Genomic DNA, 26,851 nt, shown 5'->3' on the forward strand with positions numbered 1-26,851 from the left:
GTTTGTGTTTTTCCGGCAAAAGCGGTTTGCTTTCCGACGTACTGCAGTACTGCATATAACAGGGGACGGCGAAACGGCGGACGCCGCAGGCCCCCGGCCCTCAAGTTATCGATGAAAGGAAATCCGGTGGCACAGAAGGTTCAGGTCCTTCTTGTCGATGACCTCGACGGCGGCGAGGCGGACGAGACCGTCACGTTCGCGTTGGACGGCAAGACTTACGAGATCGATCTCACGACCGCCAATGCGGACAAGCTCCGTGGCCTTCTCGAGCCTTACGTGAAGGGCGGTCGTCGTACCGGAGGCCGCGCTTCGGGCGGACGCGGAAAGGCACGCGCCGCTGCCGGTGGCAGCCAGGACACCGCGCAGATCCGCGCCTGGGCGAAGGAGAACGGTTACGAGGTCAACGACCGCGGCCGCGTCCCGGCGTCCATCCGCGAGGCCTACGAGAAGGCCAACGCCTGAGCGCTGGTCTACGACAGGGCCAACGGCTGGGCGCACGCGCGCCGCAGCCGCAGCCGGTGGCAGTGCGTTGCCACTGTGTCCACAAGTCGTACGAGATCGGGGGCGCCCCCACCGCCCCTCACAGCCGACAGCGTCGGCAGCGAGGCCTCGACCGCGCACCCCGGCTCGGGGGGCCGCAGCCATACGGCGGCCCCCTGCACGCCCGGGCGGCCCACCGGCCGTAGATCCGCAGGCCGCGTGCCCGGCGGCAGTGGCGCGTCCATGACGCAGCCCGCGCCGAGCGCCCTCAGGTCGAGCGTCAGCGCCCCCCACTCCAGCCAGTCCAGCAGCCCCGGCAGTTCCTCCGCGCTGCCCGCGGCCACCAGCAGCCGCATCCGGCCCCCCTGCAGGGCCACCGGGGAAGCCGGCGCGAGATGGCGCAGGCCCGCCCGGCCCGCCTCGGCCGGGACGTCCAGGACGTCGAAGCGGTCGCCCACGCGGAGCCGTACCGGAGACCCGGGGCTTCCCGTGCGCGCGGGCACTGTCGCCCAGCCCAGTTCGTTCTCGTAGAACCGACCGACCCGATCGCCCGGATCGAGCGGCCGGCGGGGGAGCGGGACCGTGGAGAGGCTGCCAACCATGCCAGGGGCAACCGTCCGAAGAGCTTGCAAGTTACGCTGGGTGTTCTGGAGGATGCGCAGAGTGCCGAAAAAGGGGGCGTGCGGGGGTGCGGGGTGGCGCAAGGTTGTTCGCCCATAGCGGAGCGAACCGGTGCGCGCGGCATGGAGTGTCAGTCCCAACGGGTAAGACATCCCTAGTGGGAGGGGGCGACACGCAGGCAAGGTGGTCTCACGTTCGCCATCGGCGTACTGATGGTGAGGGTAACCACCTGGCCTGCGGGAACATCGTCTCGCACCATCGGGTTGGAGCAGATGTCGGCGTCACGGGTCAGGAGGCCATCGACGGTGTCGGCAGTTGGAATGAGCGGTCCCCGCTTGCGGGACTAAGCTGCGGAAGGACAGGGAGGGGAAGTTCCCCCCACTGCCTGACCGCTCTGAGGAGCGATTAACGATGTTCGAGAGGTTCACCGACCGCGCGCGGCGGGTTGTCGTCCTGGCTCAGGAAGAAGCCCGGATGCTCAACCACAACTACATCGGCACCGAGCACATCCTCCTGGGCCTGATCCACGAGGGTGAGGGTGTCGCCGCCAAGGCCCTTGAGAGCCTCGGGATTTCGCTCGAGGCGGTCCGCCAGCAGGTGGAGGAGATCATCGGCCAGGGCCAGCAGGCCCCGTCCGGGCACATCCCCTTCACCCCCCGTGCCAAGAAGGTCCTGGAGCTGTCGCTCCGCGAGGCCCTTCAGCTGGGCCACAACTACATCGGCACGGAGCACATCCTGCTCGGCCTGATCCGTGAGGGCGAGGGCGTCGCCGCCCAGGTCCTGGTCAAGCTGGGCGCAGATCTCAACCGGGTGCGGCAGCAGGTCATCCAGCTGCTCTCCGGTTACCAGGGCAAGGAGACCGCCGCCGCCGGCGGGCCTGCCGAGGGCACGCCCTCGACGTCCCTGGTCCTCGACCAGTTCGGCCGGAACCTCACCCAGGCCGCTCGTGAGTCCAAGCTCGACCCGGTCATCGGGCGCGAGAAGGAGATCGAGCGGGTCATGCAGGTGCTGTCCCGCCGTACCAAGAACAACCCGGTCCTGATCGGTGAGCCCGGCGTCGGCAAGACCGCCGTCGTCGAGGGCCTCGCCCAGGCCATCGTCAAGGGCGAGGTGCCCGAGACCCTCAAGGACAAGCACCTCTACACCCTGGACCTCGGCGCGCTGGTCGCCGGCTCCCGCTACCGCGGTGACTTCGAGGAGCGCCTGAAGAAGGTGCTCAAGGAGATCCGCACCCGCGGCGACATCATCCTGTTCATCGACGAGCTGCACACGCTGGTCGGTGCGGGTGCCGCCGAGGGCGCCATCGACGCGGCTTCCATCCTGAAGCCGATGCTGGCCCGCGGTGAGCTGCAGACCATCGGTGCGACCACGCTGGACGAGTACCGCAAGCACCTGGAGAAGGACGCGGCCCTGGAGCGCCGCTTCCAGCCCATCCAGGTCGCCGAGCCGTCCCTGCCGCACACGATCGAGATCCTCAAGGGTCTGCGCGACCGGTACGAGGCCCACCACCGCGTCTCGATCACCGACGAGGCGCTGGTCCAGGCCGCCACCCTGGCCGACCGGTACATCTCGGACCGCTTCCTGCCGGACAAGGCGATCGACCTGATCGACGAGGCCGGCTCCCGGATGCGCATCCGCCGGATGACCGCGCCGCCGGACCTGCGTGAGTTCGACGAGAAGATCGCGGGCGTGCGCCGCGACAAGGAGTCCGCGATCGACTCGCAGGACTTCGAGAAGGCCGCCTCCCTGCGCGACAAGGAGAAGCAGCTCCTGGCCGCCAAGGCCAAGCGGGAGAAGGAGTGGAAGGCCGGCGACATGGACGTCGTCGCCGAGGTCGACGGCGAGCTGATCGCCGAGGTCCTCGCGACCGCCACCGGCATCCCGGTCTTCAAGCTGACCGAGGAGGAGTCCTCGCGTCTGCTGCGCATGGAGGACGAGCTCCACAAGCGGGTCATCGGCCAGAAGGACGCCGTCAAGGCGCTGTCGAAGGCGATCCGTCGTACGCGTGCGGGCCTCAAGGACCCGAAGCGTCCCGGTGGTTCGTTCATCTTCGCCGGCCCGTCCGGTGTCGGTAAGACCGAACTCTCCAAGGCCCTCGCGGAGTTCCTCTTCGGTGACGAGGACGCGCTGATCTCCCTCGACATGTCGGAGTTCAGCGAGAAGCACACGGTGTCGCGTCTCTTCGGTTCGCCCCCGGGTTACGTGGGCTACGAAGAGGGCGGCCAGCTGACCGAGAAGGTCCGCCGCAAGCCGTTCTCCGTCGTCCTCTTCGACGAGGTCGAGAAGGCCCACCCGGACATCTTCAACTCGCTGCTGCAGATCCTGGAGGACGGTCGCCTGACCGACTCCCAGGGCCGGGTCGTGGACTTCAAGAACACGGTCATCATCATGACGACCAACCTCGGCACCCGGGACATCTCCAAGGGCTTCAACCTGGGCTTCGCGGCGCAGGGTGACACCAAGTCCAACTACGAGCGCATGAAGAACAAGGTCTCGGACGAGCTCAAGCAGCACTTCCGCCCCGAGTTCCTCAACCGCGTCGACGACGTGGTCGTCTTCCCGCAGCTGACCCAGGCCGACATCCTCGCGATCGTCGACCTGATGATCAGCAAGGTGGACGAGCGCCTCAAGGACCGGGACATGGGCATCGAGCTCTCCCAGTCCAGCAAGGAACTGCTGTCCAAGAAGGGTTACGACCCGGTGCTGGGTGCACGGCCGCTGCGCCGCACCATCCAGCGCGAGATCGAGGACACGCTCTCCGAGAAGATCCTCTTCGGTGAGCTGCGTCCCGGTCACATCGTGGTCGTGGACACCGAGGGCGAGGGCGACAGCCAGACCTTCACCTTCCGCGGCGAGGAGAAGTCGGCGCTGCCCGACGTCCCGCCGATCGAGCAGGCGGCCGGCGGTGCCGGGCCGAACCTGAGCAAGGAGGCGTAGGCCTCACGGCGACGCCAGAAGGGGTCGGTGCTTTCGGGCACCGGCCCCTTCGTCATGTCTGCCCGCGGTTACGACAACTGCCCGTTGTAGTCCGGGAGTTTGAACGTCTTGTCGGCGTGGCCGCCCGAGAGGTCGGTGGCGCTGTTGCCGATGTTCGCGATGATGTCGTAGCCCTTGTTCTCGATGTCGACGCGCTGGGCGGTCTTGTAGGCGGCGACATCCTTGAACAGGTCGAAGAAGCCGCGGACGTACAGGCCGGAGACGTCGTAGCCGTCGTGCTCCAGGTTCCACTCGGTGGGCTCTTCGATGATGCCCGGGCGGGCCGTGACGAAGAACAGCGAGACACCGTGCTCCTGGGCGTACTGAGCGACGTCCAGGACGGGCTTGTTGGCCGGCTGCGGGAAGCTGAAGCCGAAGTCGGTCTCCAGCGTGGTGTTGTCGATGTCGAAGACGATCGCCTGCTTCTCGCCCGGCTGGGCCGCGGCGATCCGCTGCTTCAGATAAGGCAGCGCCTGGTCCATCACCGTCTGGCAGTCCTTCTGCCAGGTCGCGTAGTCGACCTTCGCAGTGCTCGTTGCCGCGTTCGCGGGGGCGGCCAGGGCCACGAGGGCAGATGCGGAGACTGCGGTGACCACTGCGCGGAGCGCCCAGGGGCGTCTGCTCGTCATGGTGGGGGGTCCTCTCACGTCCGTATGCCGTTGTCCTGTGCATGTTCGGCGCCGAGGGTGGCGTGAGGGGAACCGTAGGGTTACTGGGCGGTAAGTGGCCAGAGATGTGCGTCACATGACGGGTTGTTTCGCGGGGGAGTGGATCTCGCCGCCCGGTGACATGACGCACAGGCGATTCGGCCGGTACTAGCGCGGATAGTGGGCGGCCCGGCGGGAGGGAAAAGGGGGCGCTTTTCTGGAGCCTCAGGGGTGATTCTGCCGTCGCGGACTGATTCGTCCGTTATTGGGGCTGTGTCAAGAAGAGGGAAGTTTTGGGGTGAAGTACTAGCGGCCGTCGTACATCACACGTTTTGGGCTTGATGGGTCCCGGGGTTACCAAGGGATGGTCCATCCGGAGCCGCTTGTGCGCCGGGTGGTTTTCTCTGCCCCCGTCTTCCCGAGGTTTTCATGTCTTCGCGTGTCACGTCCCGCTCCTCCCGTACGTCCCTGCTGCGCCGCCGCGCGGCCGTCCTGGCCGCCGGCCTCGGAATGTCGGTCGTGCTGGGCGCAGGGGTCGCGGCCGCCGCCGATGCCACCTCCGCGTCCAGTGCGGCGAGCGCCGTCAAGGCGCAGGCCGCCGCGCAGGCCAAGGCCGCCGCGAGCGCGAAGAAGGCTGCCCAGGCGGCCGCTGCCAAGAAGGCGGCCGCCGAGAAGGCCGCCAAGGCCGCCGCCGCAAGGAAGGCCGCCTCCTGGATGCACCCGGTGGAGAAGTATCGGCTCTCCGCCAGCTTCAACCAGGCCGGCGGTATGTGGCAGTCCACCCACAGCGGGCAGGACTTCGCGGTGCCGAGCGGCACGGACGTCGTCGCCGCGCACGGCGGCACCGTCGTCAAGGCCGGTGGCAACGGCGCCGGTGACGGGCCCGCGTACGGCAACGCCATCGTGATCAGGCACGGCAACGGGACCTACTCGCAGTACGCCCATCTGTCGCGGATCGACGTCAGGGTCGGCCAGGTCGTGGCCACCGGACAGCACATAGCCCGGTCCGGGAACACCGGTAACTCCAGCGGTCCCCACCTGCACTTCGAGATCCGTACGAACCCGAACTACGGCTCGGCCGTCGACCCGGTCGCCTTCCTGCGCTCCAAGGGCGTGACCGTCTGAGGCGTGCCGGCGGCCTAGGAGGGGTGTGAGGCCTGGTGCGCCCGTGTCACCAGGTCGGTGGCGACCTCGAGTACCGCCTTGCGCTTGTCCTCGGGGTCGGCCTCGATGTCGCCCAGCGCGAACATCCCGGCATGCAGCGTGAACATCGCGCTGACGCAGCGCACCTGGTCGATCAGTTCGGCGTCCGGGTCGATGAGGATGTCGCGCATGCCCATCATGCGGTTGCGGAAGATCTCGCCGATGCGCAGTTCCTTGACCGTGCCCTGGTTCTCCTGCATGAAGCGGAAGAGCGGGGCCGCGCCGGCCAGGGTGTCGCTGTAACGGCGGATGATCTCGTGCTTGGTCTCCAGGGACTGCGGCTGTCGTTTGCCCCACTCGATCAGTTCCACGATCGGCTGGGAGAGGTCCTCGAAGATGCTGACGAGGATCTCTTCCTTGGTCTTGAAGTGGTAGTAGAGCGCTGCCTTGGTGACGTCGAGGCGCTCGGCGATCTCGCGCAACGACGTCTTCTCGTAGCCCTGCTCGGCGAAGAGTTCGAGCGCCACGTCCTGAATGCGCTGGCGGGTGTCTCCGCGGCGCTGCTGCTTGGTGCCGTCCATGGTGCCGCCCATCCTCGCACTCCAGAGAAACTTACTTGACGCCCGGCTAGTTACGGGTCTACCTTCCCAGTGTAGTCAACTAGCCGGTCGGCAAGTAAGTAGCCGGCCGGGGGGAGATGCCCAGGGGAGTGGGGACGATGGCGGACACACAGACGGCCGAGACGAAGCCGGACAAACAGCCGAAGAGCATACGGGTCGTGCTGCTCGCGCTCATGATCACCATGATGCTCGCGATGCTCGACAACATGATCGTGGGCACCGCGATGCCGACCATCGTGGGCGATCTCGGCGGACTCGAGCATCTGTCCTGGGTGGTGACGGCGTACACGCTCGCGACCGCGGCCTCCACCCCGATCTGGGGCAAGCTGGGCGACATGTACGGGCGCAAGGGCGCCTTCATGACGTCGATCGTGATCTTCCTGATCGGCTCCGCGCTCAGCGGCATGGCCCAGAACATGAGCGAGCTGATCGGTTTCCGCGCGATCCAGGGCCTCGGCGCGGGCGGTCTGATGGTCGGTGTCATGGCGATCATCGGTGACCTGATACCGCCGCGGGAGCGCGGCAAGTACCAGGGCATGATGGCCGGCGTCATGGCGCTCGCGATGATCGGCGGTCCGCTGGTCGGCGGGACGATCACCGACAACTGGGGCTGGCGCTGGTCGTTCTACATCAACCTGCCGCTCGGCGTGGTGTCGCTCGGTCTGATCAGTGCCGTACTGCATCTGCCGAAGAAGCGGGCCAAGGCGGGTATCGACTACCTCGGTGTCGCACTGCTGACCATCGGCATCACCTCGATCGTGCTGGTCACCACCTGGGGCGGGACCGAGTACGCGTGGACGTCCGCGCGGATCATGGAGCTGATCGGGATCGGCGTCGCCGCCCTCATCGGGTTCGTGTTCTGGCAGACGAAGGCCGCGGAGCCGATCGTGCCGCTGCACATCTTCCGCAGCCGCAACTTCACGCTGATGTCCATCATCGGCTTCATCACCGGGTTCGTGATGTTCGGTGCGACGCTGTACCTGCCGCTGTACCAGCAGTCCGTGCAGGGCGCGTCCGCGACCAACTCCGGGTTGCTGCTGCTGCCGATGCTCGGCGCGATGCTGGTGACGTCGATGGTGGCGGGGCGGGTGACCACCAACACCGGCCGCTACAAGGTCTTCCCGGTCGTCGGCACCGTCCTGATGGGCGTCGGGCTCTATCTGCTGTCCACGATGGACACCGGCACCTCGCGGTTCACGTCCGGTGTGTTCATGGCGGTCGTGGGACTGGGCATGGGCTGCCTGATGCAGGTCACCATGCTGGTCGCGCAGAACAGCGTGGAGATGAAGGACATGGGTGTCGCGTCCTCCTCGACCACCCTGTTCCGTACGCTCGGCTCGTCCTTCGGCGTCGCGATCATGGGCGCGCTGTTCAACAACCGGGTCCAGCACGTCATGGCCGAGCGGGCCGGGGGGCTGGGAGCGAAGATCACCGAGAAGTCGGCGGCGCTGGACGCCAAGAGCCTCGCGAAGCTGCCGGTCGAGGTGCGGGACGCGTACCAGCACGCGGTGTCCGCGGGTACGCACTCCGCCTTCCTGCTGGGGGCTGTGGTGGCCGTGGGCGCGCTGGTTGCGGCGGTCTTCGTGAAGGAGGTCGCGCTGCGGGGGACGGGGCCGGCTGCGCCCAAGTCCGGCGACGAGGCGGTGGCGCAGGCGGCGGTTGTCGAGGCCGTCTGATCCACCAGCAAGTCGAAGGCTCCCCGGCCGGTGTCCGCCCCGGGGGGCCTTCGTCGTGTTTCCTCGCCCCCGCCGCCCCTACCCGTCCCGTCCCAGGGGCGCTGCCCCTGCGGCCCCGCCAGGGGGCTCCGCCCCCTGGACCCCCCTATCGGCCTGAACGGCCTCGTCCTCAAACGCCGGACGGGCTGAAAGTGCCTGGCCGGCTCAAACGTGAACGAGGGAGGGCTGGAAAGTGCTTGCCCGGCTCAAACGTGACCGAGGGAGGGCAGAGGGTGGCTGCCCTGCCGCAAGGTGAGCGCCGGTCGGGCTGAGGGTGCCTGCCCGGCGCCAAAGAGGAGGGGGATCGGGAATCGTCTATGGCAGCATCGGATAGCTGCCCGTGTTCGTCGGTGCGTGCTCCGGGAGCCACAGGACCGCCACCGCGCCTTCCGCGGGCACGTGATCCGGTGCGCCCGCCGGACGTACGTTGCGGAAGGTCAGGCGGGCGCCCATGACGCGGGCCTGACCGGCGGCGATCGTGAGGCCGAGGCCGTGGCCGTGGCCCGCGCGGTCGGCGCTGCCCGTGCGGAAGCGGCTCGGGCCCTCGGCGAGGAGGTCGGACGGGAAGCCGGGGCCGTGGTCGCGGACCCGGATGACCCGGCCCTCGACGGTGACCTGGATCGGCGGCTTGCCGTGCCGGGCGGCGTTGGCGAGCAGGTTGAACAGCACACGCTCCAGGCGGCGCGGATCGGTCGTGACCATCGACTCGTGCACCACCCGCACCTCGACGGCCGGGTCCTTCGCCGCCACCCGCCGCGTGACGAACTCGCCGAGCAGGATGTCCTGCAGCTCGGCCCGCTCCGAGGCGCCGTCGAGGCGGGCCACCTCCAGGACGTCCTCGACCAGGGTGCGCATGGCCTTTGCCCGGTCCAGGACCAGTTCCGTCGGGCGGCCCGGCGGGAGCAGTTCGGCGGCCGTCAACAGGCCCGTCACCGGGGTGCGCAGCTCGTGTGCGATGTCCGCGGTGACCCGGCGCTCGGCCTCGAGCCGCTGCTGCAGGGTGTCCGCCATGGCGTCCACCGCGCGCGCCAGGTCGTCGGTCTCGTCCCGTACGACCCCGCCGATGGCGTCCCGCACCCGTACGTCCGACTCGCCCCTGGCGACCTGGTTCGCCGCGGCCGCCGCCTTGCGCAGCCGGCGCGAGAGCTGGCCGCCGATGAGCACGCCCAGCGCGCTGCCGCCGAGGACGACCGCGATGGAGCCGATGACGAGCGCCTGGTCGAGGTCCTTCATCACATTCGTGGAACGATCCGGCACATGGCTGTGCAGGGACAGCACCCGTCCGTCCTTGGTCGGCACGGCCGCCCAGATGTCCGGCAGACCGCCGTGGTCGATGACGTCGCTGGCCTTGCGGCCGTCCAGGACCTTGTCGCGCAGCGCGTCCGGCAGGTCGGGGTCGTCGATCTTGATGTTGGGGAAGTTCGGCCGCCGGTTCAGGTCGTAGTTGCGCTGCGCGATCTGGACGCGCTCATTGGCCAGGTCGCGCGCATTGTCGAGCATCGAGACCCAGGCCGCGTTGTGCACCACGAGGCTCAGAGTGATCGCCACCAGGCCGGCCACCAGCGCGATCGCCGCGCTGAGCTTCCATCTGAGCCCGGTGTGCAGGCCCGCGCGCTCCATGCGCCGGACCGGGGAGCGAAGTATCCGCCGCATGCCCGCCCCGCTCAGGCCTTCAGCTTGTAGCCGAAGCCGCGGACGGTCTCGATCCGGTCCTGGCCGATCTTCTGCCGCAGCCGCTGCACATGCACGTCGACGACCCGGGTGTCCCCGCCCCAGCCGTAGTCCCAGACGCGCTCCAGCAGCTTGTCGCGGGAGAGCACGGTGCCCGGCGCGGAGGAGAACTCCAGCAGCAGGCGCATCTCGGTCGGGGTGAGCGCGACCGGCTGCCCGGCCCGGCGCACCTCCATGCCCTCGGTGTCGACCTCCAGGTCCCCGAAGGTGAGCACGGCACCGGTCAGCGGGCCCTCCGCGATCTCGGTCCGGTCGCTGCCGCCCGCGTGTCCGAAGCGGCGCAGTACGGCCCGGATCCGCGCGACCAGCACGGCCCCGTCGAACGGCTTGGTCACATAGTCGTCGGCGCCCGCCTCCAGGCCGAGGACGACGTCGATGGAGTCGGCGCGCGCCGACAGCATGATCACCGGAACGGTGGACTCGTCCCGGATCCGACGGCACAGGCTGACGCCGTCCAGACCGGGGACCATCACGTCCAGCAGGGCGATGTCGGGGCGGTCGGCCCGGAACGCCTCCAGACCCGACAGGCCGTCGGGCATGGCGGTGACCGCGAAGCCGTCCCGCTCCAGGGCGAGCTGCGTGGCCTCACGGATGACATCGTCGTCCTCGACGAACAGGACGTGGGTCTGCTCTGCCATCCCGTTGCTCTCTGTCCTTGTGGTGTGCGTGCGTGTGGGGGTCAGTGGTCCGGCGTGGGCGTGGGCGTGGGCGTGTCGTCGTCGCCGGAGTCGAGCTCGCTGTAGTCGGTTGCGTGGGTGCTGTGCTGGGCGAACCGGCCCGCTTTCCATCTGTACGTGGTCACGGTCTCTCGGGACGGGTTCGATACCGGGTCGTTCGTGTCGTACACCTGCTTGGCCACGGTCAGGTCGGTGCCGTCGATCTCGGCGTAGACCGGCGACTCCTCAGCCTTGAACACATTCTCGTACGTGCCCTTGACGTCCCGGTACACGTATACACCGATGCCTACCTCGTCACCGCAGCTCCAGACATTGACGAGGACGTCGTTGACCGATCCGCCGGTCAGATAGCCGTAGGTGGCCTTGACCGGGTAGCCGTCGCCGCTGCATGGCTGCAGCTCGCGTTTCACCGCTGGGGAGACCTTCGAGTCCTGCTTGATCAGCGAGACCGGGTCCACCCGCCGAAAGCCCCCGGACGGGCTGGGTGAGGGGGAGGCGACGGAACCCGCGATCGCCGATGCGTGTGCCGGGCCCTCGTCCCGGGCACCCGTGCCCCCCTTGCCGCACGCGGTGGTGAAAAGGGCGACGGCGGCGAACACGGCCCCCACCGTGATCACCGCCTGTGAACTGCCTAGGGCCCGTTCGGGCCCGGCCCCGGTCAGGCCGCGCAACGCTCCCGCTCCCCACGCTCCAGCGCGCGTGCGTCCAGATCGCGGCTCTCCAGCTCCTCGCGGAGCCGGGCGAGCGCCCGGTGCAGCGTGCTCTTGACCGTTCCGGCCGACATGCCCAGGGCCGCGGCCGTCTCCTCCGTCGACATCTGCTCCCAGTGTCGCAGGACCACGACGCTTCGCTGCTTGGGAGCCAGCACTTTCATGATGTCCATCAACAGGGCACGGTCCGCGTGCTGCTCGGTGGAGTCGTCGACCGAGGCGTCCGGCAGCTGCTCGGTGGGGACCTCCTCCAGTTTCCGGGCCCGCCACCACTCGGTGCGCGTGTTGATCATCACCCGGCGCAGGTAGGCGTCCGCGAGCCGCTTGTCCGCGATGCCCTCCCAGCGGCCGTAGGTGCGCACGAGCGCCGTCTGGAGCAGGTCCTGCGCGTCCACGGGGTCCGGGACCAGCCGACGGGCGCTGCGCAGCAGCGCGTCCTGCCGCGTGCGGACATACTCCTCGAACTCGAGCACCTCGCCCTGCGCCATGTCGAACCGCCTCCCGATCCCCGTTGCCCGGCCGGCTTGATCGCCCGTCGGTCTTTTCCGTAACAGCCCGCTTCTGCCGGGCACGCAAATGAAGCTACGGAGGTGTTGTCACGGCGTTGTCCGAAGCAACGCTCGGCTAGCAATCGGCTGTCCGTCGGTTGTGTAACGGACGTAGGAACGGGGTAAACAGGCGCACCGAATCGCGTGGTTATGGGGCGATTTGGCAGGTCGGTGGGGTGTGATGCGGCGTGACGTTACGAGCGGTTACGTCAACGGCAGCCGATACAAACCACCGGACAGCGGCTCCACGAGACCGTCCGCGACGAGCCCGTCGAGCGCCCGCGCGCGCTGCACCGGCTCGTGCCACACCCGGTCGAGGGCCGACTGCGGCACGGGCGCGTGGGCCTCGCGCAGTACGGCGAGCAGCTTGCCGCGCACCTGCCGGTCCGTCCCCGCGTACGTCTGGCCGCGCCGCGGCGGCCCGTCGTGCTCGGGCTTGCCCGCGAGCCGCCAGGCGCACTGCGCGGCGATGGGGCAGCGGTGGCAGGACTCGTTCTTGGCGGTGCAGACGAGCGCGCCCAGCTCCATGGAGGCGGCCGCCCACCGCGCGGCGGTCCGCTCGTCCTCGGGCAACAGGGCGCGGGCCAGCTTGCGTTCGGCGGCGGTGGTCGCGTTCGGCGGGTACTGGACGCCGGTGACGGCGCGCGCGAGGACCCGGCGGACATTGGTGTCGAGCACGGCGTGCCGCTGCCCGTACGCGAAGGAGGCGACGGCCGCGGCCGTGTACTCGCCGATGCCGGGCAGCGCGAGGAGCTGGGCGTGGTCGGTCGGTACGTCCCCGCCGTGCCGTTCCGTTATGGCCACGGCGGCGCCGTGCAGTCGCAGAGCGCGGCGCGGGTAGCCGAGCCGGCCCCAGGCGCGGACCGCCTCGCCGGGGGCCTCCTTGGCCAGGTCGGCGGGGCGCGGCCAGCGGGCCAGCCACTGCTCGTAGACGGGCAGCACGCGGCTGACGGGCGTCTGCTGCAGCATGAACTCGCTGACCATCACACCCCAGGGGCCGGCTTCCGGGAGCCGCCACGGCAGGTCGCGGGCGTGTTCGTCGAACCAGTCGATGACGGAGGCATGGAGGGTCTCGTGGCCCTCGCCGAGGGGGGAGCCGGCGAGGGCGTCGGCCGGGCCGTCGGCGGGGCTGCTGTGCGGGAGCTTCGTGGGCGCAGTCATGGCGTTTCCGATCCTGCCATGGCCCCGGGCGGTTGGGCCGCCGTCCCGCGCGCGGTGCGTCGTGCGGACCGGAATGATGATCCGGAAAAGTTGACGAACCGGCGGCGGGTGGGGCCAGCGAACCGCCCGATCTCTCGTACAGTTTGCGCCGTGGGATCTCTGCGCAATCCTGTCGGGCCGCTCCCCTCCTCCATCTACTGGCGCCGGAGGGTCGTACTCGTGTCTGTGGTGGCCTTGTTGGCGCTGCTGATCACGTGGATCGTCCTGTCGGGCGGTGGCGGCGGCAAGAAGGACGACGGGGCGAACGGCAACACCCCCGCGCCCACGATCACTGCGGGGCCGTCGAGTTCGGGTCCCGCGATCAGCCAAGCGCCGGGCGGGCGGGACGAGTCGAGCGGCGGGGGATCCAGCGGGTCCGATTCCGGGGGCAGTTCGGGTTCCGGTTCCGGCTCGGACTCCGGGTCCGGGGGTTCCGACGGGTCGGCCGGCGGCGGCACGGCCGGTGTCGGCTCCGCCATCGGGGTCGGCCGGGGCGACACGATTCCGGCGACTTCCTCGATCCCCAACTGCACCAGGAACGCGGTGACGTTGACGGTGCGGAGTCTGCACAACACGTACTCGCCCGGTCAGACGCCGACGCTGCTGCTGACCGCGACGAACACCTCGGGCCTCGACTGCAAGATCGACCTCGGGCCGAAGAGCGCGGTGCTGACGATCACCGAGGCGGGCACCGACGACGACTACTGGTCCTCCGCCGACTGCCCCCAGGGCTCCGGCAGCCTGGTCTTCCGGGTGCCCAACCGCAGCCGCATCACCTACACCGTGAAGTGGGACCGGAAGCCGAGCGCTCCCGAGTGCGCGACGCCTCCGGCGGGCTCGGCCGGGGCCGGTACGTATCTGGTGGAGGCGGCGGCGCCCGGGTTCGGGAAGGTGCAGGTGTCTTTCGTGCTGTCGGCCGACTGAGCAGGGCCTCTGCGGGCTGTCCAGGACGGTCGGGAAAGGGGACACCCCCGGTCTCGACGAGGCCGGGGGTGTCTCTTCACTGTGGTGTGAACTGAGGTTCAGCTCCAGCGCTGGGCCGAGTTCGGGGAGCCGCTTTGCCTGTCGGTGTAGACCACTCCCGTGCCCCCCGTGTCGAGGACGAGCCCGGTGGCCTTGTCCTTGAGGATCCAGCCGGCGGAGTCGTGGATCTCGTACCACTTCTGGTAGTCGCCACCGTTGCAGTCGAGAAGGTACACGTCACCGTCTCTGTTGCTGTCGAGGCACTTCCCGTTGCCAAACTTCATCAAGTAGGTGCCGTCGGACTGCCTGTACTCGGTCCACCACACGGTCGAGCTCTGGCCGGGGTCTACGCCGTCCCCCGACAGACGGACCCGGTGGTTGACGTACATCAGATACCCGCCGACCCAGTTGTTCTTCCAGGTCACGCGGTTGCCGGCGGCGAATGCCTGCCCTGAGCCCGCAAGGGTCAACGCTGGGGCGAGAACGGCCGCAGCGGCTAACGTTCCTATGAGGCGCTTCTTCATGGAGTTCCCCCTCCGAGTTCGAATTAAAAATCGAACGAAACGGTCGGCGTCACGCTACCTCGCGTGATCACTCCAGGCAACGGTATTTAGGGCAACCGGGGGGAAGCGCCCAGGAGTTGGGGCGTCCGGCCAGGAACTCAGACGTACCGCTCCAGAATGGACGACTCGGCCAGCCGCGAAAGACCTTCCCGAACGCTGCGGGCCCGGGCCTCGCCCACGCCGTCGACCGTCTGGAGGTCGTCGACGCTTGCGGCGAGCAGTTTCTGCAGGCCCCCGAAGTGCTCCACGAGACGGTCGATGATGGCGCCGGGAAGGCGCGGCACCTTGGCCAGGAGGCGGAAGCCGCGGGGCGAGACCGCCGAGTCGAGTGCCTCCGGCGAGCCCGTGTAGCCCAGCGCCCTTGCCACCGTGGGCAGTTCGAGGAGCTCGGCGTGGGTGAGGGCGTCCAGCTCGTACAGGGCCTCGTCGACCGTGCGGGAGCGCTTGGCCGTGGGCTCGGGGACGTAGTCCCGGACGACCAGCTCGCGCTCGGGCTCCACGCCCGCGATCAACTCGTCGAGCTGCAGGGCGAGGAGACGCCCGTCGGTGCCCAGTTCGACCACGTACTCCGCGATTTCGGTGGCGATGCGGCGCACCATCTCCAGGCGCTGGGCCACCGCCGACACATCGCGGACCGTCACCAGGTCCTCGATCTCCAGCGCCGACAGGGTGCCCGCGACCTCGTCCAGGCGGAGCTTGTAGCGCTCCAGGGTCGCGAGGGCCTGGTTGGCGCGGGACAGGATCGCCGCGGAGTCCTCCAGTACACGGCGCTGACCGTCGACGTACAGGGCGATCAGACGCATCGACTGGGAGACGGAGACGACCGGGAAGCCGACCTGCTTGGAGATGCGGTCCGCGGTGCGGTGCCGGGTGCCCGTCTCCTCGGTCGGGATCGTCGCGTCGGGCACGAACTGCACGCCCGCCCGGAGGATCTTCGAGAGGTCGGAGGAGAGCACGATGCCGCCGTCCAGCTTGCACAGCTCGCGCAGGCGGGTGGCCGTGAACTCGACGTCCAGCACGAAACCGCCGGTGCACATCGTTTCGACGGTCCGGTCGAAGCCGAGCACGATGAGACCGCCCGTATTGCCGCGGAGTACCCGCTCGAGTCCGTCGCGCAGGGCCGTGCCGGGAGCCACGGCGCTCAGTGAGGCGCGCATCAGGCCATCGGCACCGGAACTCCCGCCGGACTTTCCGGGAGCTGCCGCCCGGTCGTTGGCTGCCACTGCACTCCTCCGGTCGCAGGTTCTGGGGCGCCCCCGTGTCACACACTCTGTTCGTACGGACGGGCGAGACCAGGGCAAAGTCTACCGGCGGTCCTCCTCGTCCCGTGGGGCCTCTCGGCGACGGGAGCGTGGAAGGACTCTCAGAGCGTCCCCTATGTCGGCGACTTCCAGGACCTTCATCCCCGGAGGGATCTTGCCCGGGTCGCCCGGAACGAGCGCGTGTGTGAAGCCCAGGCGGTGTGCTTCGGCGAGCCGCCGCTGGACGCCCGTGACCCGTCTGACCTCGCCCGCCAGGCCGACCTCGCCGATCGCGACCAGGTTCTTGGGCAGCGGGGTGTCGCTGGCGGCCGAGGCCAGCGCGAGGGCGACGGCGAGGTCGGCGGCGGGCTCGGAGAGCTTCACACCGCCGACCGTCGCGGAGTAGATGTCCCGCTTGCCGAGCGCGCTGATCCGGCCCCGCTGCTCCAGGACGGCGAGCATCATCGAGACACGGGAGGTCTCCAGGCCCGAGGTGGTACGGCGCGGGGAGGGGATCTGCGAGTCGACCGTGAGCGCTTGGACCTCGGCGACCAGGGGGCGGCGGCCCTCCAGGGTGACCGTCAGACAGGTGCCGGGCACCGGTTCGTCACGTCGGGTCAGGAAGAGTCCGCTCGGGTCGGCGAGGCCCGTGATGCCCTCGTCGTGCAGTTCGAAGCAGCCGACCTCGTCCGTGGTGCCGTAGCGGTTCTTGACCCCTCGTACGAGCCTGAGGCGGGCGTGCCGGTCGCCCTCGAAGTTGAGGACGACGTCCACGAGGTGTTCGAGGAGCCGGGGGCCGGCGATGGCGCCGTCCTTGGTGACATGGCCCACCAGGAGGGTGGACATGCCGCGCTCCTTGGAGGCGCGGATGAGTGCGCCGGCGACCTCGCGCACCTGCGCCATCCCGCCGGGGGCGCCGTCGATCTCGGGGGAGGCCACGGTCTGGACGGAGTCCAGGATGAGGAGCGACGGCTTCACCGCGTCCAAGTGGCCGAGCACGGCGGCCAGATCGGTTTCGGCGGCGAGATAGAGGTGATCGTGGATGGCCTTGATGCGGTCGGCGCGCAGCCGCACCTGGCTCGCCGACTCCTCACCGGTGACATACAGCGTGCGGTGCTCGTCGCTCGCCGACTTCGCCGCCACGTCCAGCAGCAGCGTCGACTTGCCGACGCCGGGCTCGCCCGCCAGCAGCACCACCGCGCCGGGCACCAGCCCGCCGCCGAGCACCCGGTCCAGCTCGGGCACGCCGGTCGAGCGGGCGGCGGCCTGGCGCCCGTCCACCTGGCCGATGGGCACCGCGGAGGTGGTGACGCGCCCCGGTGTCGTCGTACGGACCGCGGGCGCGCCGTACTCCTCGACCGTCCCCCACGCCTGGCACTCGGGGCAGCGACCGAGCCACTTGGCCGTCTGCCAGCCGCACTCCGTGCAGCGGTAGGACGGGCGGTCCTTGGTGGACTTGGTACGGGCAGCCATGCGGAGAACCGTAACCGAGCCCACTGACAACGCCGCACGGTGCGGGCGCGGACGCTCGCCGTGCGCCGGCCGGGCACATGATCCGGCACTCCTCGAACCGGCCATCACCGTCGGTAACCAGCCACGGAACAAGCGGTTCCTGTACCCGATTGAGGGATCGTTTCACCCGTATGGATTAAAAGTGCTCAAGGAGGAAGAAGGGTTCATCCCGAGCCGCCTACGGTCCACGGATGAGCAGCAGCCCGGAGACCTCGCCCCGCATCACCGGCGCAGACCAGGCGCGCCGGGAGGCACGTGACCGTGCCGCTGCGCGCACGCTCGCGCAGCGGCCCCCGGGGCGTTACGAGCCGTACCTGGACGGGCTGTTCACCTACTGCCTGTCGGTGCTGTGCGACCACGACGCGGCGACCGCAGCCCTGGGCGAGGCCCTCGCGCTCGCCGAGAAGCGCCGCGGCCCCCAGGCGCCGGGGGACAGCCGCGCCTGGCTGTACGCGCTGGCGCGCTGGGCCTGTCTGCGCAAGCTGGCGGAGGCCAAGCAGAAACGTCAGGGCACGCACGCGGCGGGCCGGCACGGCACCGGGAAGCAGCGGCCGGCAGAGCCCCCCGTCGCCGAGGAGACCCAGGAACAGCGCCGCCGCGAACTCGCCCTGCTGGCCTGGCCGGAGGCCGCCGGCACCAGCCCGGAGCAGCGCGAGGCGCTCGAACTCGCCGTACGCCACCACCTCGCCGCCCACGAGGTCGCCGCCGTACTCGGCCTCGGCCTCGCCACCGCCCGCGAACTGCTGGCCTCCGCCGCCTGCGAGGTGGAGCGCACGCGCGCGGCCCTCGCCGTCGTCGAGACCGGCGGCTGTCCGGACGTCGCCCGGCTCACCGGCGACCACCAGCTGGTGCTCAGCTCGGCCCTGCGCAAGGAACTCGTCCGGCACGTCGACGACTGCCCGCGATGTCGCCGCAGCGCCGAGCGGGCCATCCCCGGCCGCTGGCCCGGCTCGATGATCACCCCCGCCGAGCTGCCCGTCCTCGAGGCGCCCCGCGCGGCCCTGCACATGGCGGTCACCCACCAGCCACGCGCGCGTGGCGGCGCCCTTCCCCGGTTCGACCGGCGCGGATTCCCGATGGACCCCAAGGACCGTGCCGCCCGCCGCGACCGCCTACGCGCGCGTGCCGTCACGACGACGGTCGTCGCCACCGTGGTGGCGGCCCCCGTGTTCGCCCTGTGGGCCGCCTACCGGGGCTCCCCGGCCGAGGGCGCGGACAGCCGCTCCGCCACCGCCAGCGAGGCGCACGGCCCCGTCAGCCTCGACGGCGAGGCGTCCGGCGGCGGCTACGAGAACGCCGGCAACGCCAGCCTCCGGCCGGGCGGCGACTTCGGCAGAGGCCACCGGCGGCCCGACATCTCCGTGGAGGTCATCAGCGTCACGGGCATCAGCGGGAAGAGCACCGGACACCTCCAGGTGTCGGCGGGCCACCACGGCGACACCACGCTCGTCACCCTCACCGCGACCGGATCCGCGCCCGTGCGCTGGTCCGCGTCGACGGGAGCCGCCTGGCTCTACCTCAGCCGGCCCTCGGGAACGCTCGCGCCCGGCGAATCGTTGACGATCAAGGTGTACGTGGACCATCTGCGCGAGCCGTCCGGCCCGTGGAGCGCACGGGTGGCCGTCGCACCGTCCGGGGCCGTCGTCTCGATCGAGGGCTACGGCGCCGCGGCCAGCCCGACCGCCCCCGGTCCGAGCAGCCCGGGCACCCCGCCGCCCCCGCCGGACCCGGAGCCGACCCCGACCGCCTCGGACCCCACTCCGAGTGCCCCGCCCTCGTCCCCCGGCCCCGAGCCCACTCCCACCGACTCCGCCCCGTCCGACCCGGCATCACCGCCCGCCGACAGCGGAACCCCGAGCCCCGCGACCTCGTGAGCGCGGGCCCCGTCAGTCGACCGGGTCCGCCGGATGCGGCGCGACGAGCGGCAGCTGCGCGGCCAGGCGCTGCTCGCACAGCTCCACGAGCCGGTCGTAGCCCGCCTTGCCCATCAGCTCGGTCAGCTCCGGCCGGTAGGACACGTACACCGGGTCGCCCGCACCGTGCGCCGAGGTCGCCGACGTGCACCACCAGTGCAGGTCGTGGCCGCCCGGGCCCCAGCCCCGCCGGTCGTACTCGCCGATCGACACCTGCAGCACACGGGTGTCGTCGGGCCGGTCGATCCAGTCGTACGTACGCCGCACCGGCAGCTGCCAGCACACGTCCGGCTTGGTCTCCAGCGGCTCGCGGCCCTCCTTCAGGGCCAGGATGTGCAGCGAGCAGCCCGCGCCGCCCGCGAACCCGGGCCGGTTCTGGAAGATGCAGGAGCCCTGGAACGGACGGGTCTGACGGTCGCCGTCCTCGTCCTCCGAGACCCAGCCGTGCTTGATGCCCTCGTCATGGTGCTGCCAGATGTCGGGCGTGAGCCTCGCCACATGCCCGGCGACGCGCTTCTCGTCGTCCTCGTCGGAGAAGTGGGCGCCCAGCGTGCAGCACCCGTCGTCCGCGCGGCCCGCCTGGATGCCCTGGCAGCCGCTGCCGAAGATGCAGTTCCAGCGAGAGGTGAGCCATGTCAGATCGCACCGGAAGACCTGCTCGTCGTCCGCCGGATCAGGGAACTCCACCCACGCGCGCGCGAAGTCGAGCCCCTTCTCGTCCGCTTCCCTGGCCTTCTTCGACAGCTTCGCCGACTGCGCCGGCTTCACCTGCGAAGAACCCTTGGCGGCCTTGGCAGCCTTGGCAGCCTTGTCGTCCTTCGCCCTTTTCGTCTTTGGCACAGGACCAGCGTACGGGTCTCTCGGCGCCATCCCATACGGAGGACCGCCCAGGTGGCAGTAGCGTTCCGTACATGAGACTCGGTGTCCTCGACGTGGGATCGAACACGGTGCATCTGCTGGTGGTGGATGCACACCCAGGCGCGCGCCCGCTGCCCGCGCACTCGCACAAGGCGGAACTGCGCCTTGCCCAGCTGCTCGACGAGAGCGGAGCGATCGGCCCCGAGGGGGTCGACAAACTGATCGCCGTCGTCCACGAGTGCCTGCAGGCCGCCGAGGACAAGGGCGTCGAGGACGTGCTCCCCTTCGCGACCTCCGCCGTGCGCGAGGCCAGCAACGCCGACGACGTCCTCGCGCGCGTGCAGGCCGAGACCGGCGTGGAGCTTCAGGTTCTCGCCGGCGAGGAGGAGGCCCGGCTCACCTTCCTCGCCGCCCGCCGCTGGTTCGGCTGGTCCGCGGGCAAGCTGCTCGTCCTCGACATCGGCGGCGGCTCCCTGGAGATCGCCTACGGCATCGACGAGGAGCCGGACGCCGCCGTCTCCCTCCCGCTCGGCGCCGGCCGCCTCACCGCCGGCTGGCTCCCCGGCGACCCGCCGGACCCGGAGTCCATAAGGGCCCTGCGCCGCCACGTACGGGCCCAGATCGCCCGCACGGTCGGCGAATTCAGCCGCTTCGGTGCGCCCGATCACGTCGTGGCGACGTCGAAGACCTTCAAGCAGCTCGCTCGTATCGCGGGCGCGGCCCGCTCGACGGAGGGCCTGTACGTCCAGCGCGATCTGAAGCGCGAGTCCCTGGAGGCGTGGGTCCCGCAGCTGGCGGGCATGTCGGCGGCCCAGCGGGCGGAACTCCCGGGCGTGAGCGAGGGCCGAGCGGGCCAGATACTGGCGGGCGCCTTGGTGGCAGAGGGTGCGATGGACTTGTTCGGGGTGGAGAGCCTGGAGATCTGTCCCTGGGCGCTGAGGGAAGGCGTGATCTTGCGTCGCCTGGACCACATGGGGTCGTCGTAGCGCCCCAAAGGGGCGCGGGCTGTGACATCAGCGACTCCGTCGCGGGGCGCGAGCAACCATGAACAACCCGCACCCGCCCGTGGCGAACCCCACAACGGCGAATAGGCGCGCGGTCCCACGCAACCGCACCCCGTAACCTGTCGGCATGGCGGAGCCAGTCTGCATCCCGGATGCGAAGGTCGCGCTGTCCACGGCCTCCGTGTACCCGGAGTCCACGGCGACGGCCTTCGAGATCGCCGCGCGCCTCGGGTACGACGGCGTCGAGGTCATGGTCTGGACCGACCCGGTCAGCCAGGACATCGAGGCGCTGCGCAGACTCAGCGACTACCACCGCATCCCGATCCTCGCCGTGCACGCCCCCTGTCTGCTCATCACGCAGCGGGTGTGGTCCACCGACCCGTGGACCAAGCTCCAGCGCGCCCAGGCGGCCGCCGAGAAGCTGGGGGCGACCACGGTCGTCGTCCACCCCCCGTTCCGCTGGCAGCGCCAGTACGCCCGTGACTTCGTCACCGGAATCTGGCGCATGGCGAACGAGACGGACGTGCGGTTCGCCGTCGAGAACATGTACCCCTGGCGCTACCGCGACCGCGAGATGCTCGCGTACGCCCCCGACTGGGACGTGACGAAGGAGGACTACCGTCACTTCACGATCGACCTCAGTCACAGCGCCACGGCACGCTCCGACGCGCTGCACATGGTCGACCGCATGGGAGACCGCCTCGGCCATGTCCACCTCGCCGACGGCAGGGGATCGGCGAAGGACGAGCACCTCGTCCCCGGCCGCGGCAACCAGCCCTGCGCCGAGCTGCTGGAACGTCTCGCCCTGACCGGTTTCGACGGCCATGTCGTCATCGAGGTCAACACCCGGCGTGCCATGTCCGGCGCCGAACGCGAGGCCGATCTGGCGGAGGCGCTGGCCTTCACCCGCCTCCACCTCGCCTCCGCGGTGAGGGTGCCCAGACCGTGACCGAGGCCCCCGACCCGACCGCGCGGCGCCGCGGCCGCCGTCCGCGCGCGGAGTCCGCCGACACCCGCGACCGCATCCTGACCGTGGCCCGCGAGGAGTTCTCGGAGCGCGGGTACGAGAAGACGTCCGTACGGGGCATCGCGAAGGCGGCCGGCGTGGACTCGGCGCTGGTGCACCACTACTTCGGCACCAAGGAGCAGGTCTTCGAGGCCGCGATCGAGGTCGCCTTCGCGCCCGCCCTGAACGCGCCGGAGGCGCTCGCCGAGGGTCCGGCGGACGGCGTCGGCGAGCGGCTCACCCGCTTCATCTTCGGCATCTGGGAGAACCCCACCACCCGTACGCCCCTGCTGGCGATCGTGCGCTCCGCCGTCAACAACGAGGCCGCCGCCGCCGTCTTCCGCCGACTGGTCGCCTCGCAGCTGCTGCGCCGCGTCGCCGCCCAGCTGGACCGGCCGGACGCGGAACTGCGCGCCGAGCTGGCGGCCGCGCAGCTGGTGGGGTGCGCGATGCTGCGATACGTGATCAAGGTGGAGCCGCTGGCGTCCGCGGACGCGGAGCAGATCATCGCGCGGGTGGCGCCGGTGGTGCAGGGGCATCTGACCGGGCCCTGACGCCCCCGCCCTCTGAACGAGACGTGCATCCCGCATTCCGGACACAATGTCCAGCCCTTGGAGCAACGGGCGTACGCTCGACTCAGTCAGAACTCTCCGAAGGAGCGAGCGACGATGCCCGAGCTGAGGTCCCGCACAGTCACCCACGGCCGCAACATGGCGGGCGCCCGCGCCCTTATGCGCGCCTCCGGTGTACCCGGCGCGGACATCGGCCGCAAGCCGATCATCGCGGTCGCCAACTCCTTCACGGAGTTCGTGCCGGGCCACACCCATCTGCAGCCGGTCGGCCGGATCGTCAGCGAGGCGATCACCGAGGCGGGCGGCATCCCGCGCGAGTTCAACACGATCGCCGTGGACGACGGCATCGCGATGGGCCACGGCGGCATGCTGTACAGCCTGCCCTCCCGCGACCTGATCGCGGACAGCGTGGAGTACATGGTCGAGGCGCACTGCGCCGACGCCCTGATCTGCATCTCCAACTGCGACAAGATCACGCCGGGCATGCTGAACGCGGCCCTGCGCCTGAACATCCCCACGGTCTTCGTCTCCGGCGGCCCGATGGAGTCCGGCCGCGCCACGCTCGTCGACGGCACGGTCCGCACGCTCGACCTGGTCGACGCGATCTCCGACGCCGTGAACGACAAGATCTCGGACGAGGACATCCTCCGTATCGAGGAGAACGCCTGCCCGACCTGCGGCAGCTGTTCCGGCATGTTCACCGCCAACTCGATGAACTGCCTGACCGAGGCCATCGGCCTCTCCCTCCCCGGCAACGGCTCGGTCCTGGCCACCCACACGGCCCGCAAGCAGCTGTACGTCGACGCGGCCCGCACCGTCATGGACATCACCCGCCGCTACTACGAGCAGGACGACGACACGGTCCTGCCGCGCTCGATCGCGAGCTTCTCCGCCTTCGAGAACGCGATGGCCCTCGACATCGCGATGGGCGGCTCGACCAACACGATCCTGCACCTGCTGGCGGCGGCCCAGGAGGCGGGCGTCCCGTTCGGCCTGGAGGAGATCAACGAGGTCTCGCGCCGCGTGCCGTGCCTCGCCAAGGTCGCTCCGAACGTCGCGAAGAACCGCACGTACTACATGGAGGACGTGCACCGGGCCGGCGGCATCCCGGCCCTGCTGGGTGAGCTGCACCGCGCCGGTCTCCTCAACGAGGACGTGCACGCGGTGCACAGCCCGTCCCTGTCGGACTGGCTGAAGACATGGGACGTGCGAGGCGGCTCCCCGTCCCCCGAGGCCGTGGAACTGTGGCACGCGGCCCCCGGCTGTGTCCGCTCCGCCGAGGCCTTCTCCCAGTCCGAGCGCTGGGAGGCGCTGGACGAGGACGCGGCGGAGGGCTGCATCCGCTCCGCCGAGCACGCGTACTCGAAGGACGGCGGCCTCGCGGTCCTCAAGGGCAACCTCGCCGTCGACGGCTGCGTCGTGAAGACGGCCGGCGTGGACGAGTCGATCTGGACCTTCGAGGGCCCGGCGGTGGTCTGCGAGTCGCAGGAGGAGGCCGTCGAGAAGATCCTCAACAAGCAGGTGACGGACGGCGATGTCGTGGTCATCCGCTACGAGGGCCCCAAGGGCGGCCCGGGCATGCAGGAGATGCTCTACCCGACGTCCTTCCTCAAGGGCCGCGGTCTCGGCAAGACCTGCGCACTGATCACCGACGGCCGCTTCTCCGGCGGCACCTCGGGCCTGTCGATCGGCCACGCCTCCCCGGAGGCGGCCTCCGGCGGCACGATCGCGCTCGTCGAGGACGGCGACCGCATCCGCATCGACATCCCGAACCGCACGATCGAGCTCCTGGTCGACGACGCCGAACTGGCCCGCCGCGAGCAGGCGCTCGGTGGCGTGTACGCCCCCAAGAACCGCGAGCGGAAGGTGTCGGCGGCGCTGCGGGCCTACGCGGCGATGGCGACCAGCGCGGACAAGGGCGCGGTGCGGGACGTTTCGAAGCTGGGCTGAGGTTCTCGTGCGGTGAGGGGCCGTCCCTTGGGGGCGGCCCCTTTCGCGTGTTACCAGGCCGCCGGATCGCGGGCGTCCACGGCGAAGACGGTGCCGTCGGGGGCGGTGGCGTAGACGTGGCCGTCGGCGAGGACGGGGGCGGGGGTGGTGGACATCACCTGGTCCTGGTTCTTGCCCAGACGAGCCGGAGTCTGCCCTTCCAGGATCCCCTTGCGGGCGTCGACCGCGAGCAGGCGTCCGTCGGCGGCGCTGACGTAGACATGACGGCCGTCGGAGACCGGTGCCGAACCCCGGCTCACCGAGGTCTCGATGTTCCACAGCTGCTTGCCCGTGCCCGTGTCGACGGCCTCCAGGGAGCCACCGGTGCCCAGAAGCTGGACCACGCCCTCCCGCACGCCGGCCCGGGCGGACGTCAGAGGGAGGGGAAGCGCCGCCCTCCGCGCCGACCTGGAACGGACGTCGTAGCGGACCACCGCCTGGGTATCGCCGTAGACCCCGCCGACGGCCATGAAGAACACGGAGCCGCCCGAGGAGCCGCAGGGCTGCAGAGCGCCCTTCAGCCGGGCGTCCCACCGCACCTCACCCGTGACCGGATCCACGGCGCTGACCCGCGTACTCGACCCGTTGTAGGAGACGCTCGCCAGGTACGCCAGGGGATCACCGGCGAAGGAGGAGAAGGCCAGCGCCTTGTGCCCCGGTACCGTCCGGGACCACTTGGTGGCGCCGGACGCGCTGTCCACGCCGGTGACCGTGCCGTTCGCACGGACCAGCAGAAGCATGCTCCCGGCCGGCTGCACCGAGTCGTACGCTGCCACCTTCCGCTCCCAACGCACCCTGCCCGAGGCGGGATCGAGCGCCTCCAGACGCCGGCCCCGGTCGGCGAGGGGCAGCTGCACGAGACCACCTGACAGGACGGGGGGAGCGCCCCAACGGGTCGTGTCCGTGCGGTGGCGCCAGAGCACATCGCCGTCCGAGGGGTCGAGGGCGAACACCAGACCGGGCCGGGCGCACAGCAGCCTTCCCGCTCCGTACGAACACCGGACCGGCCCTTCGCTCCCGGGCACGGGCTTCGCTGTCCACGAACGGAACCCGCCGGGGGACGCCGTGGGCGCAGTGCCGTGCGACGGGGCGGGTGCGTCACCGAGCAGTTGAACGGTGGCGAGCAGCCCGCCCGCCACGAGCACGAGCGCCCCGGCCGCCAGCAGCAGCTTCTTGCGCAGGCGGCGCCCCTTGGACGGCCGCTCGGACTCCGACCCCGACTCCGACTCCGTCTCCTCGACTCGGGGTTCCGGGGACGTCGGGCTCTCGACCGTCCGCCGCTGCGCGGGTATGAACGCCTGCGTGTCGTACGAGGCCGCGACCGACCGCAACTCCCGCATCAGCTCGTCCGGAGTGGGCCGGTCCTCGGGCTCCTTGGCCAGGCAGCGAAGCACCAGCGGCGCAAGGTTCTCCGGTACGCCGGTCAGATCCGGCTCGTCGTGCACGACCTGATACGCGACCACGTAAGGACTGTCGGAGTCGAACGGGCCGCGCCCCGTCGCCGCATGCACGAGCACGGACCCGAGCGCGAAGATGTCGGCGGCGGGCCCGACCTCCCGGGGCCGCCGGAACTGCTCGGGCGCCATGAACGGCGGAGTACCGATCAACTTCCCGGTCTCGGTCCGCAGTTCACTGTCCTTTGGCCGAGAAATACCGAAGTCGATGACCTTCGGACCGTCCTCGGCGAGCAGCACATTGCTCGGCTTCAGGTCGCGGTGCACCACCCCGACCCGATGGATGTCGCGCAGTGCCTCGGCCAGTCCCGCCGTCAGCCGGCGCAGCTGCGCCGGCGGCATCGGGCCGTTCCGCTTCACATGTTCGGAGAGGGTCGGTCCCGGAATGAACAGCGTGGCCATCCAGGGCCGTTCCGCTTCGGGATCCGCGTCGACGACGGACGCCGTGAAGGCACCGCTCACCCGCCGCGCCGCCGCCACCTCCTGCCGGAAACGCCCTCTGAACTCAGGGTCCTTGGCGAACTCGGCATGTACGACCTTCACCGCGAGCTTCATGCCGGAGGTGCTCCGCGCGAGGTGCACGACACCCATGCCGCCCGAGCCGAGGCACGACTCCAGACGGTAGTGGCCGGCGTACTCGGGAAGTTCCGCTTCCGCGCCCGCTCCGGTGTTGTGCTGTGGCGCCATGGAACCACCCCCGTACTGTTC

Annotated in this window: 23 protein-coding genes; 10 read left to right on the forward strand and 13 right to left on the reverse strand. The window is 70.1% G+C overall.

Annotated elements, in window-relative coordinates:
• Positions 1–126 precede the first annotated feature (126 nt).
• Positions 127–462: a histone-like nucleoid-structuring protein Lsr2 gene (locus ACWC1K_RS02115; RefSeq protein WP_450758695.1), complete on the forward strand. Its 336-nt coding sequence runs from the start codon at positions 127–129 to the stop codon at positions 460–462.
• An 8-nt stretch (positions 463–470) separates the two neighbouring features.
• On the opposite strand, the gene ACWC1K_RS02120 is transcribed toward ACWC1K_RS02115, so the two are convergent.
• Positions 471–1,082, reverse strand: coding sequence for an SCO3374 family protein (locus ACWC1K_RS02120; protein ID WP_450827996.1), 612 nt, complete (start codon positions 1,080–1,082; stop codon positions 471–473).
• A gap of 430 nt (positions 1,083–1,512) precedes the next feature.
• Between ACWC1K_RS02120 and ACWC1K_RS02125 the strand changes: the two genes are divergently transcribed.
• Complete coding sequence (locus ACWC1K_RS02125; protein WP_450827998.1) at positions 1,513–4,038, forward strand: ATP-dependent Clp protease ATP-binding subunit; 2,526 nt, start codon at positions 1,513–1,515, stop codon at positions 4,036–4,038.
• A 68-nt stretch (positions 4,039–4,106) separates the two neighbouring features.
• On the opposite strand, the gene ACWC1K_RS02130 is transcribed toward ACWC1K_RS02125, so the two are convergent.
• Entirely contained in the window at positions 4,107–4,706 is a 600-nt protein-coding gene (locus tag ACWC1K_RS02130; RefSeq protein ID WP_450828000.1) for an HAD family acid phosphatase, read from the reverse strand.
• Positions 4,707–5,153: 447 nt separating this feature from the next.
• On the opposite strand from ACWC1K_RS02130, the gene ACWC1K_RS02135 reads away from it, so the two are divergent.
• Entirely contained in the window at positions 5,154–5,849 is a 696-nt protein-coding gene (locus tag ACWC1K_RS02135; protein ID WP_450828002.1) for a M23 family metallopeptidase, read from the forward strand.
• Positions 5,850–5,863: 14 nt separating this feature from the next.
• On the opposite strand, the gene ACWC1K_RS02140 is transcribed toward ACWC1K_RS02135, so the two are convergent.
• Complete coding sequence (locus tag ACWC1K_RS02140) at positions 5,864–6,460, reverse strand: TetR/AcrR family transcriptional regulator (protein ID WP_450828004.1); 597 nt, start codon at positions 6,458–6,460, stop codon at positions 5,864–5,866.
• Positions 6,461–6,585: 125 nt separating this feature from the next.
• Here ACWC1K_RS02140 and ACWC1K_RS02145 point away from each other — a divergent pair, with 125 nt between their 5' ends.
• Positions 6,586–8,163 carry an MDR family MFS transporter gene (locus ACWC1K_RS02145; protein WP_450828006.1) on the forward strand — a complete coding sequence of 526 codons (1,578 nt, stop codon included), beginning with the start codon at positions 6,586–6,588 and terminating at the stop codon, positions 8,161–8,163.
• Positions 8,164–8,517: 354 nt separating this feature from the next.
• Here the strand turns inward: ACWC1K_RS02145 and cseC are convergent, their stop codons facing one another.
• From cseC to ACWC1K_RS02170, 5 genes are all read right to left on the reverse strand, one after another.
• The gene (gene cseC / locus ACWC1K_RS02150; RefSeq protein WP_450828008.1) at positions 8,518–9,855 is read right to left on the reverse strand and encodes a two-component system sensor histidine kinase CseC; all 1,338 of its coding nucleotides are present in this window, start codon (positions 9,853–9,855) and stop codon (positions 8,518–8,520) included.
• 11 nt (positions 9,856–9,866) lie between these two features.
• On the reverse strand, positions 9,867–10,571 hold the full coding sequence (gene cseB / locus ACWC1K_RS02155; RefSeq protein WP_450828010.1) for a two-component system response regulator CseB: 705 nt from the start codon (positions 10,569–10,571) through the stop codon (positions 9,867–9,869).
• A 41-nt stretch (positions 10,572–10,612) separates the two neighbouring features.
• The gene (locus ACWC1K_RS02160; RefSeq protein WP_450828012.1) at positions 10,613–11,281 is read right to left on the reverse strand and encodes a hypothetical protein; all 669 of its coding nucleotides are present in this window, start codon (positions 11,279–11,281) and stop codon (positions 10,613–10,615) included.
• A complete protein-coding gene (locus ACWC1K_RS02165; protein WP_123966700.1) occupies positions 11,269–11,808 on the reverse strand; it encodes a SigE family RNA polymerase sigma factor in 540 nt (179 codons plus the stop codon). The genes ACWC1K_RS02160 and ACWC1K_RS02165 overlap by 13 nt, the downstream gene beginning before the upstream one ends.
• Before the next feature lie 264 nt (positions 11,809–12,072).
• A complete protein-coding gene (locus ACWC1K_RS02170; protein WP_450828014.1) occupies positions 12,073–13,029 on the reverse strand; it encodes an A/G-specific adenine glycosylase in 957 nt (318 codons plus the stop codon).
• Between the two features lie 150 nt (positions 13,030–13,179).
• Between ACWC1K_RS02170 and ACWC1K_RS02175 the strand changes: the two genes are divergently transcribed.
• Positions 13,180–13,992, forward strand: a complete 813-nt coding sequence (locus ACWC1K_RS02175; RefSeq protein WP_450828016.1) for a hypothetical protein — start codon at positions 13,180–13,182, stop codon at positions 13,990–13,992.
• Positions 13,993–14,090: 98 nt separating this feature from the next.
• Here ACWC1K_RS02175 and ACWC1K_RS02180 read toward each other — a convergent pair whose 3' ends face one another.
• The 3 genes from ACWC1K_RS02180 to radA form a co-directional block, all read right to left on the reverse strand.
• Entirely contained in the window at positions 14,091–14,555 is a 465-nt protein-coding gene (locus ACWC1K_RS02180; protein WP_450828018.1) for an RICIN domain-containing protein, read from the reverse strand.
• A gap of 137 nt (positions 14,556–14,692) precedes the next feature.
• Entirely contained in the window at positions 14,693–15,817 is a 1,125-nt protein-coding gene (disA, locus tag ACWC1K_RS02185; protein WP_390700322.1) for a DNA integrity scanning diadenylate cyclase DisA, read from the reverse strand.
• Positions 15,818–15,898: 81 nt separating this feature from the next.
• The gene (gene radA / locus ACWC1K_RS02190) at positions 15,899–17,308 is read right to left on the reverse strand and encodes a DNA repair protein RadA (protein WP_450828020.1); all 1,410 of its coding nucleotides are present in this window, start codon (positions 17,306–17,308) and stop codon (positions 15,899–15,901) included.
• Between the two features lie 230 nt (positions 17,309–17,538).
• Here radA and ACWC1K_RS02195 point away from each other — a divergent pair, with 230 nt between their 5' ends.
• On the forward strand, positions 17,539–19,221 hold the full coding sequence (locus tag ACWC1K_RS02195; RefSeq protein WP_450828022.1) for a BACON domain-containing protein: 1,683 nt from the start codon (positions 17,539–17,541) through the stop codon (positions 19,219–19,221).
• Between the two features lie 12 nt (positions 19,222–19,233).
• Here the strand turns inward: ACWC1K_RS02195 and ACWC1K_RS02200 are convergent, their stop codons facing one another.
• The gene (locus tag ACWC1K_RS02200; protein ID WP_450828024.1) at positions 19,234–20,100 is read right to left on the reverse strand and encodes a hypothetical protein; all 867 of its coding nucleotides are present in this window, start codon (positions 20,098–20,100) and stop codon (positions 19,234–19,236) included.
• 71 nt (positions 20,101–20,171) lie between these two features.
• On the opposite strand from ACWC1K_RS02200, the gene ACWC1K_RS02205 reads away from it, so the two are divergent.
• From ACWC1K_RS02205 to ilvD, 4 genes are all read left to right on the forward strand, one after another.
• Positions 20,172–21,104 carry a Ppx/GppA phosphatase family protein gene (locus ACWC1K_RS02205; RefSeq protein WP_450828026.1) on the forward strand — a complete coding sequence of 311 codons (933 nt, stop codon included), beginning with the start codon at positions 20,172–20,174 and terminating at the stop codon, positions 21,102–21,104.
• Positions 21,105–21,249: 145 nt separating this feature from the next.
• On the forward strand, positions 21,250–22,071 hold the full coding sequence (locus tag ACWC1K_RS02210) for a sugar phosphate isomerase/epimerase family protein (RefSeq protein ID WP_344406202.1): 822 nt from the start codon (positions 21,250–21,252) through the stop codon (positions 22,069–22,071).
• Positions 22,068–22,682 (forward strand): TetR/AcrR family transcriptional regulator, encoded by a 615-nt coding sequence (locus tag ACWC1K_RS02215; protein ID WP_450828028.1) that lies wholly within the window; start codon positions 22,068–22,070, stop codon positions 22,680–22,682. The genes ACWC1K_RS02210 and ACWC1K_RS02215 overlap by 4 nt, the downstream gene beginning before the upstream one ends.
• Positions 22,683–22,796: 114 nt before the next feature.
• Positions 22,797–24,650 (forward strand): dihydroxy-acid dehydratase, encoded by a 1,854-nt coding sequence (gene ilvD, locus ACWC1K_RS02220; protein WP_450828030.1) that lies wholly within the window; start codon positions 22,797–22,799, stop codon positions 24,648–24,650.
• Between the two features lie 50 nt (positions 24,651–24,700).
• On the opposite strand, the gene ACWC1K_RS02225 is transcribed toward ilvD, so the two are convergent.
• The gene (locus ACWC1K_RS02225) at positions 24,701–26,830 is read right to left on the reverse strand and encodes a serine/threonine-protein kinase (RefSeq protein WP_450828032.1); all 2,130 of its coding nucleotides are present in this window, start codon (positions 26,828–26,830) and stop codon (positions 24,701–24,703) included.
• Between the last annotated feature and the right edge of the window lie 21 nt (positions 26,831–26,851).

Source organism: Streptomyces sp. NPDC001492 (assembly GCF_053597275.1).

Coding starts and splice junctions, on each gene's coding strand:
- ACWC1K_RS02120 (WP_450827996.1), bottom strand. CDS start 1,082: ATGGTTGGCAGCCTCTCCACGGTCCCGCTCCCCCGCCGGCCGCTCGAT.
- ACWC1K_RS02125 (WP_450827998.1), top strand. CDS start 1,513: ATGTTCGAGAGGTTCACCGACCGCGCGCGGCGGGTTGTCGTCCTGGCT.
- ACWC1K_RS02130 (WP_450828000.1), bottom strand. CDS start 4,706: ATGACGAGCAGACGCCCCTGGGCGCTCCGCGCAGTGGTCACCGCAGTC.
- ACWC1K_RS02135 (WP_450828002.1), top strand. CDS start 5,154: ATGTCTTCGCGTGTCACGTCCCGCTCCTCCCGTACGTCCCTGCTGCGC.
- ACWC1K_RS02140 (WP_450828004.1), bottom strand. CDS start 6,460: ATGGGCGGCACCATGGACGGCACCAAGCAGCAGCGCCGCGGAGACACC.
- ACWC1K_RS02145 (WP_450828006.1), top strand. CDS start 6,586: ATGGCGGACACACAGACGGCCGAGACGAAGCCGGACAAACAGCCGAAG.
- cseC (WP_450828008.1), bottom strand. CDS start 9,855: ATGCGGCGGATACTTCGCTCCCCGGTCCGGCGCATGGAGCGCGCGGGC.
- cseB (WP_450828010.1), bottom strand. CDS start 10,571: ATGGCAGAGCAGACCCACGTCCTGTTCGTCGAGGACGACGATGTCATC.
- ACWC1K_RS02165 (WP_123966700.1), bottom strand. CDS start 11,808: ATGGCGCAGGGCGAGGTGCTCGAGTTCGAGGAGTATGTCCGCACGCGG.
- ACWC1K_RS02170 (WP_450828014.1), bottom strand. CDS start 13,029: ATGACTGCGCCCACGAAGCTCCCGCACAGCAGCCCCGCCGACGGCCCG.
- ACWC1K_RS02180 (WP_450828018.1), bottom strand. CDS start 14,555: ATGAAGAAGCGCCTCATAGGAACGTTAGCCGCTGCGGCCGTTCTCGCC.
- radA (WP_450828020.1), bottom strand. CDS start 17,308: ATGGCTGCCCGTACCAAGTCCACCAAGGACCGCCCGTCCTACCGCTGC.
- ACWC1K_RS02195 (WP_450828022.1), top strand. CDS start 17,539: ATGAGCAGCAGCCCGGAGACCTCGCCCCGCATCACCGGCGCAGACCAG.
- ACWC1K_RS02205 (WP_450828026.1), top strand. CDS start 20,172: ATGAGACTCGGTGTCCTCGACGTGGGATCGAACACGGTGCATCTGCTG.
- ACWC1K_RS02210 (WP_344406202.1), top strand. CDS start 21,250: ATGGCGGAGCCAGTCTGCATCCCGGATGCGAAGGTCGCGCTGTCCACG.
- ilvD (WP_450828030.1), top strand. CDS start 22,797: ATGCCCGAGCTGAGGTCCCGCACAGTCACCCACGGCCGCAACATGGCG.
- ACWC1K_RS02225 (WP_450828032.1), bottom strand. CDS start 26,830: ATGGCGCCACAGCACAACACCGGAGCGGGCGCGGAAGCGGAACTTCCC.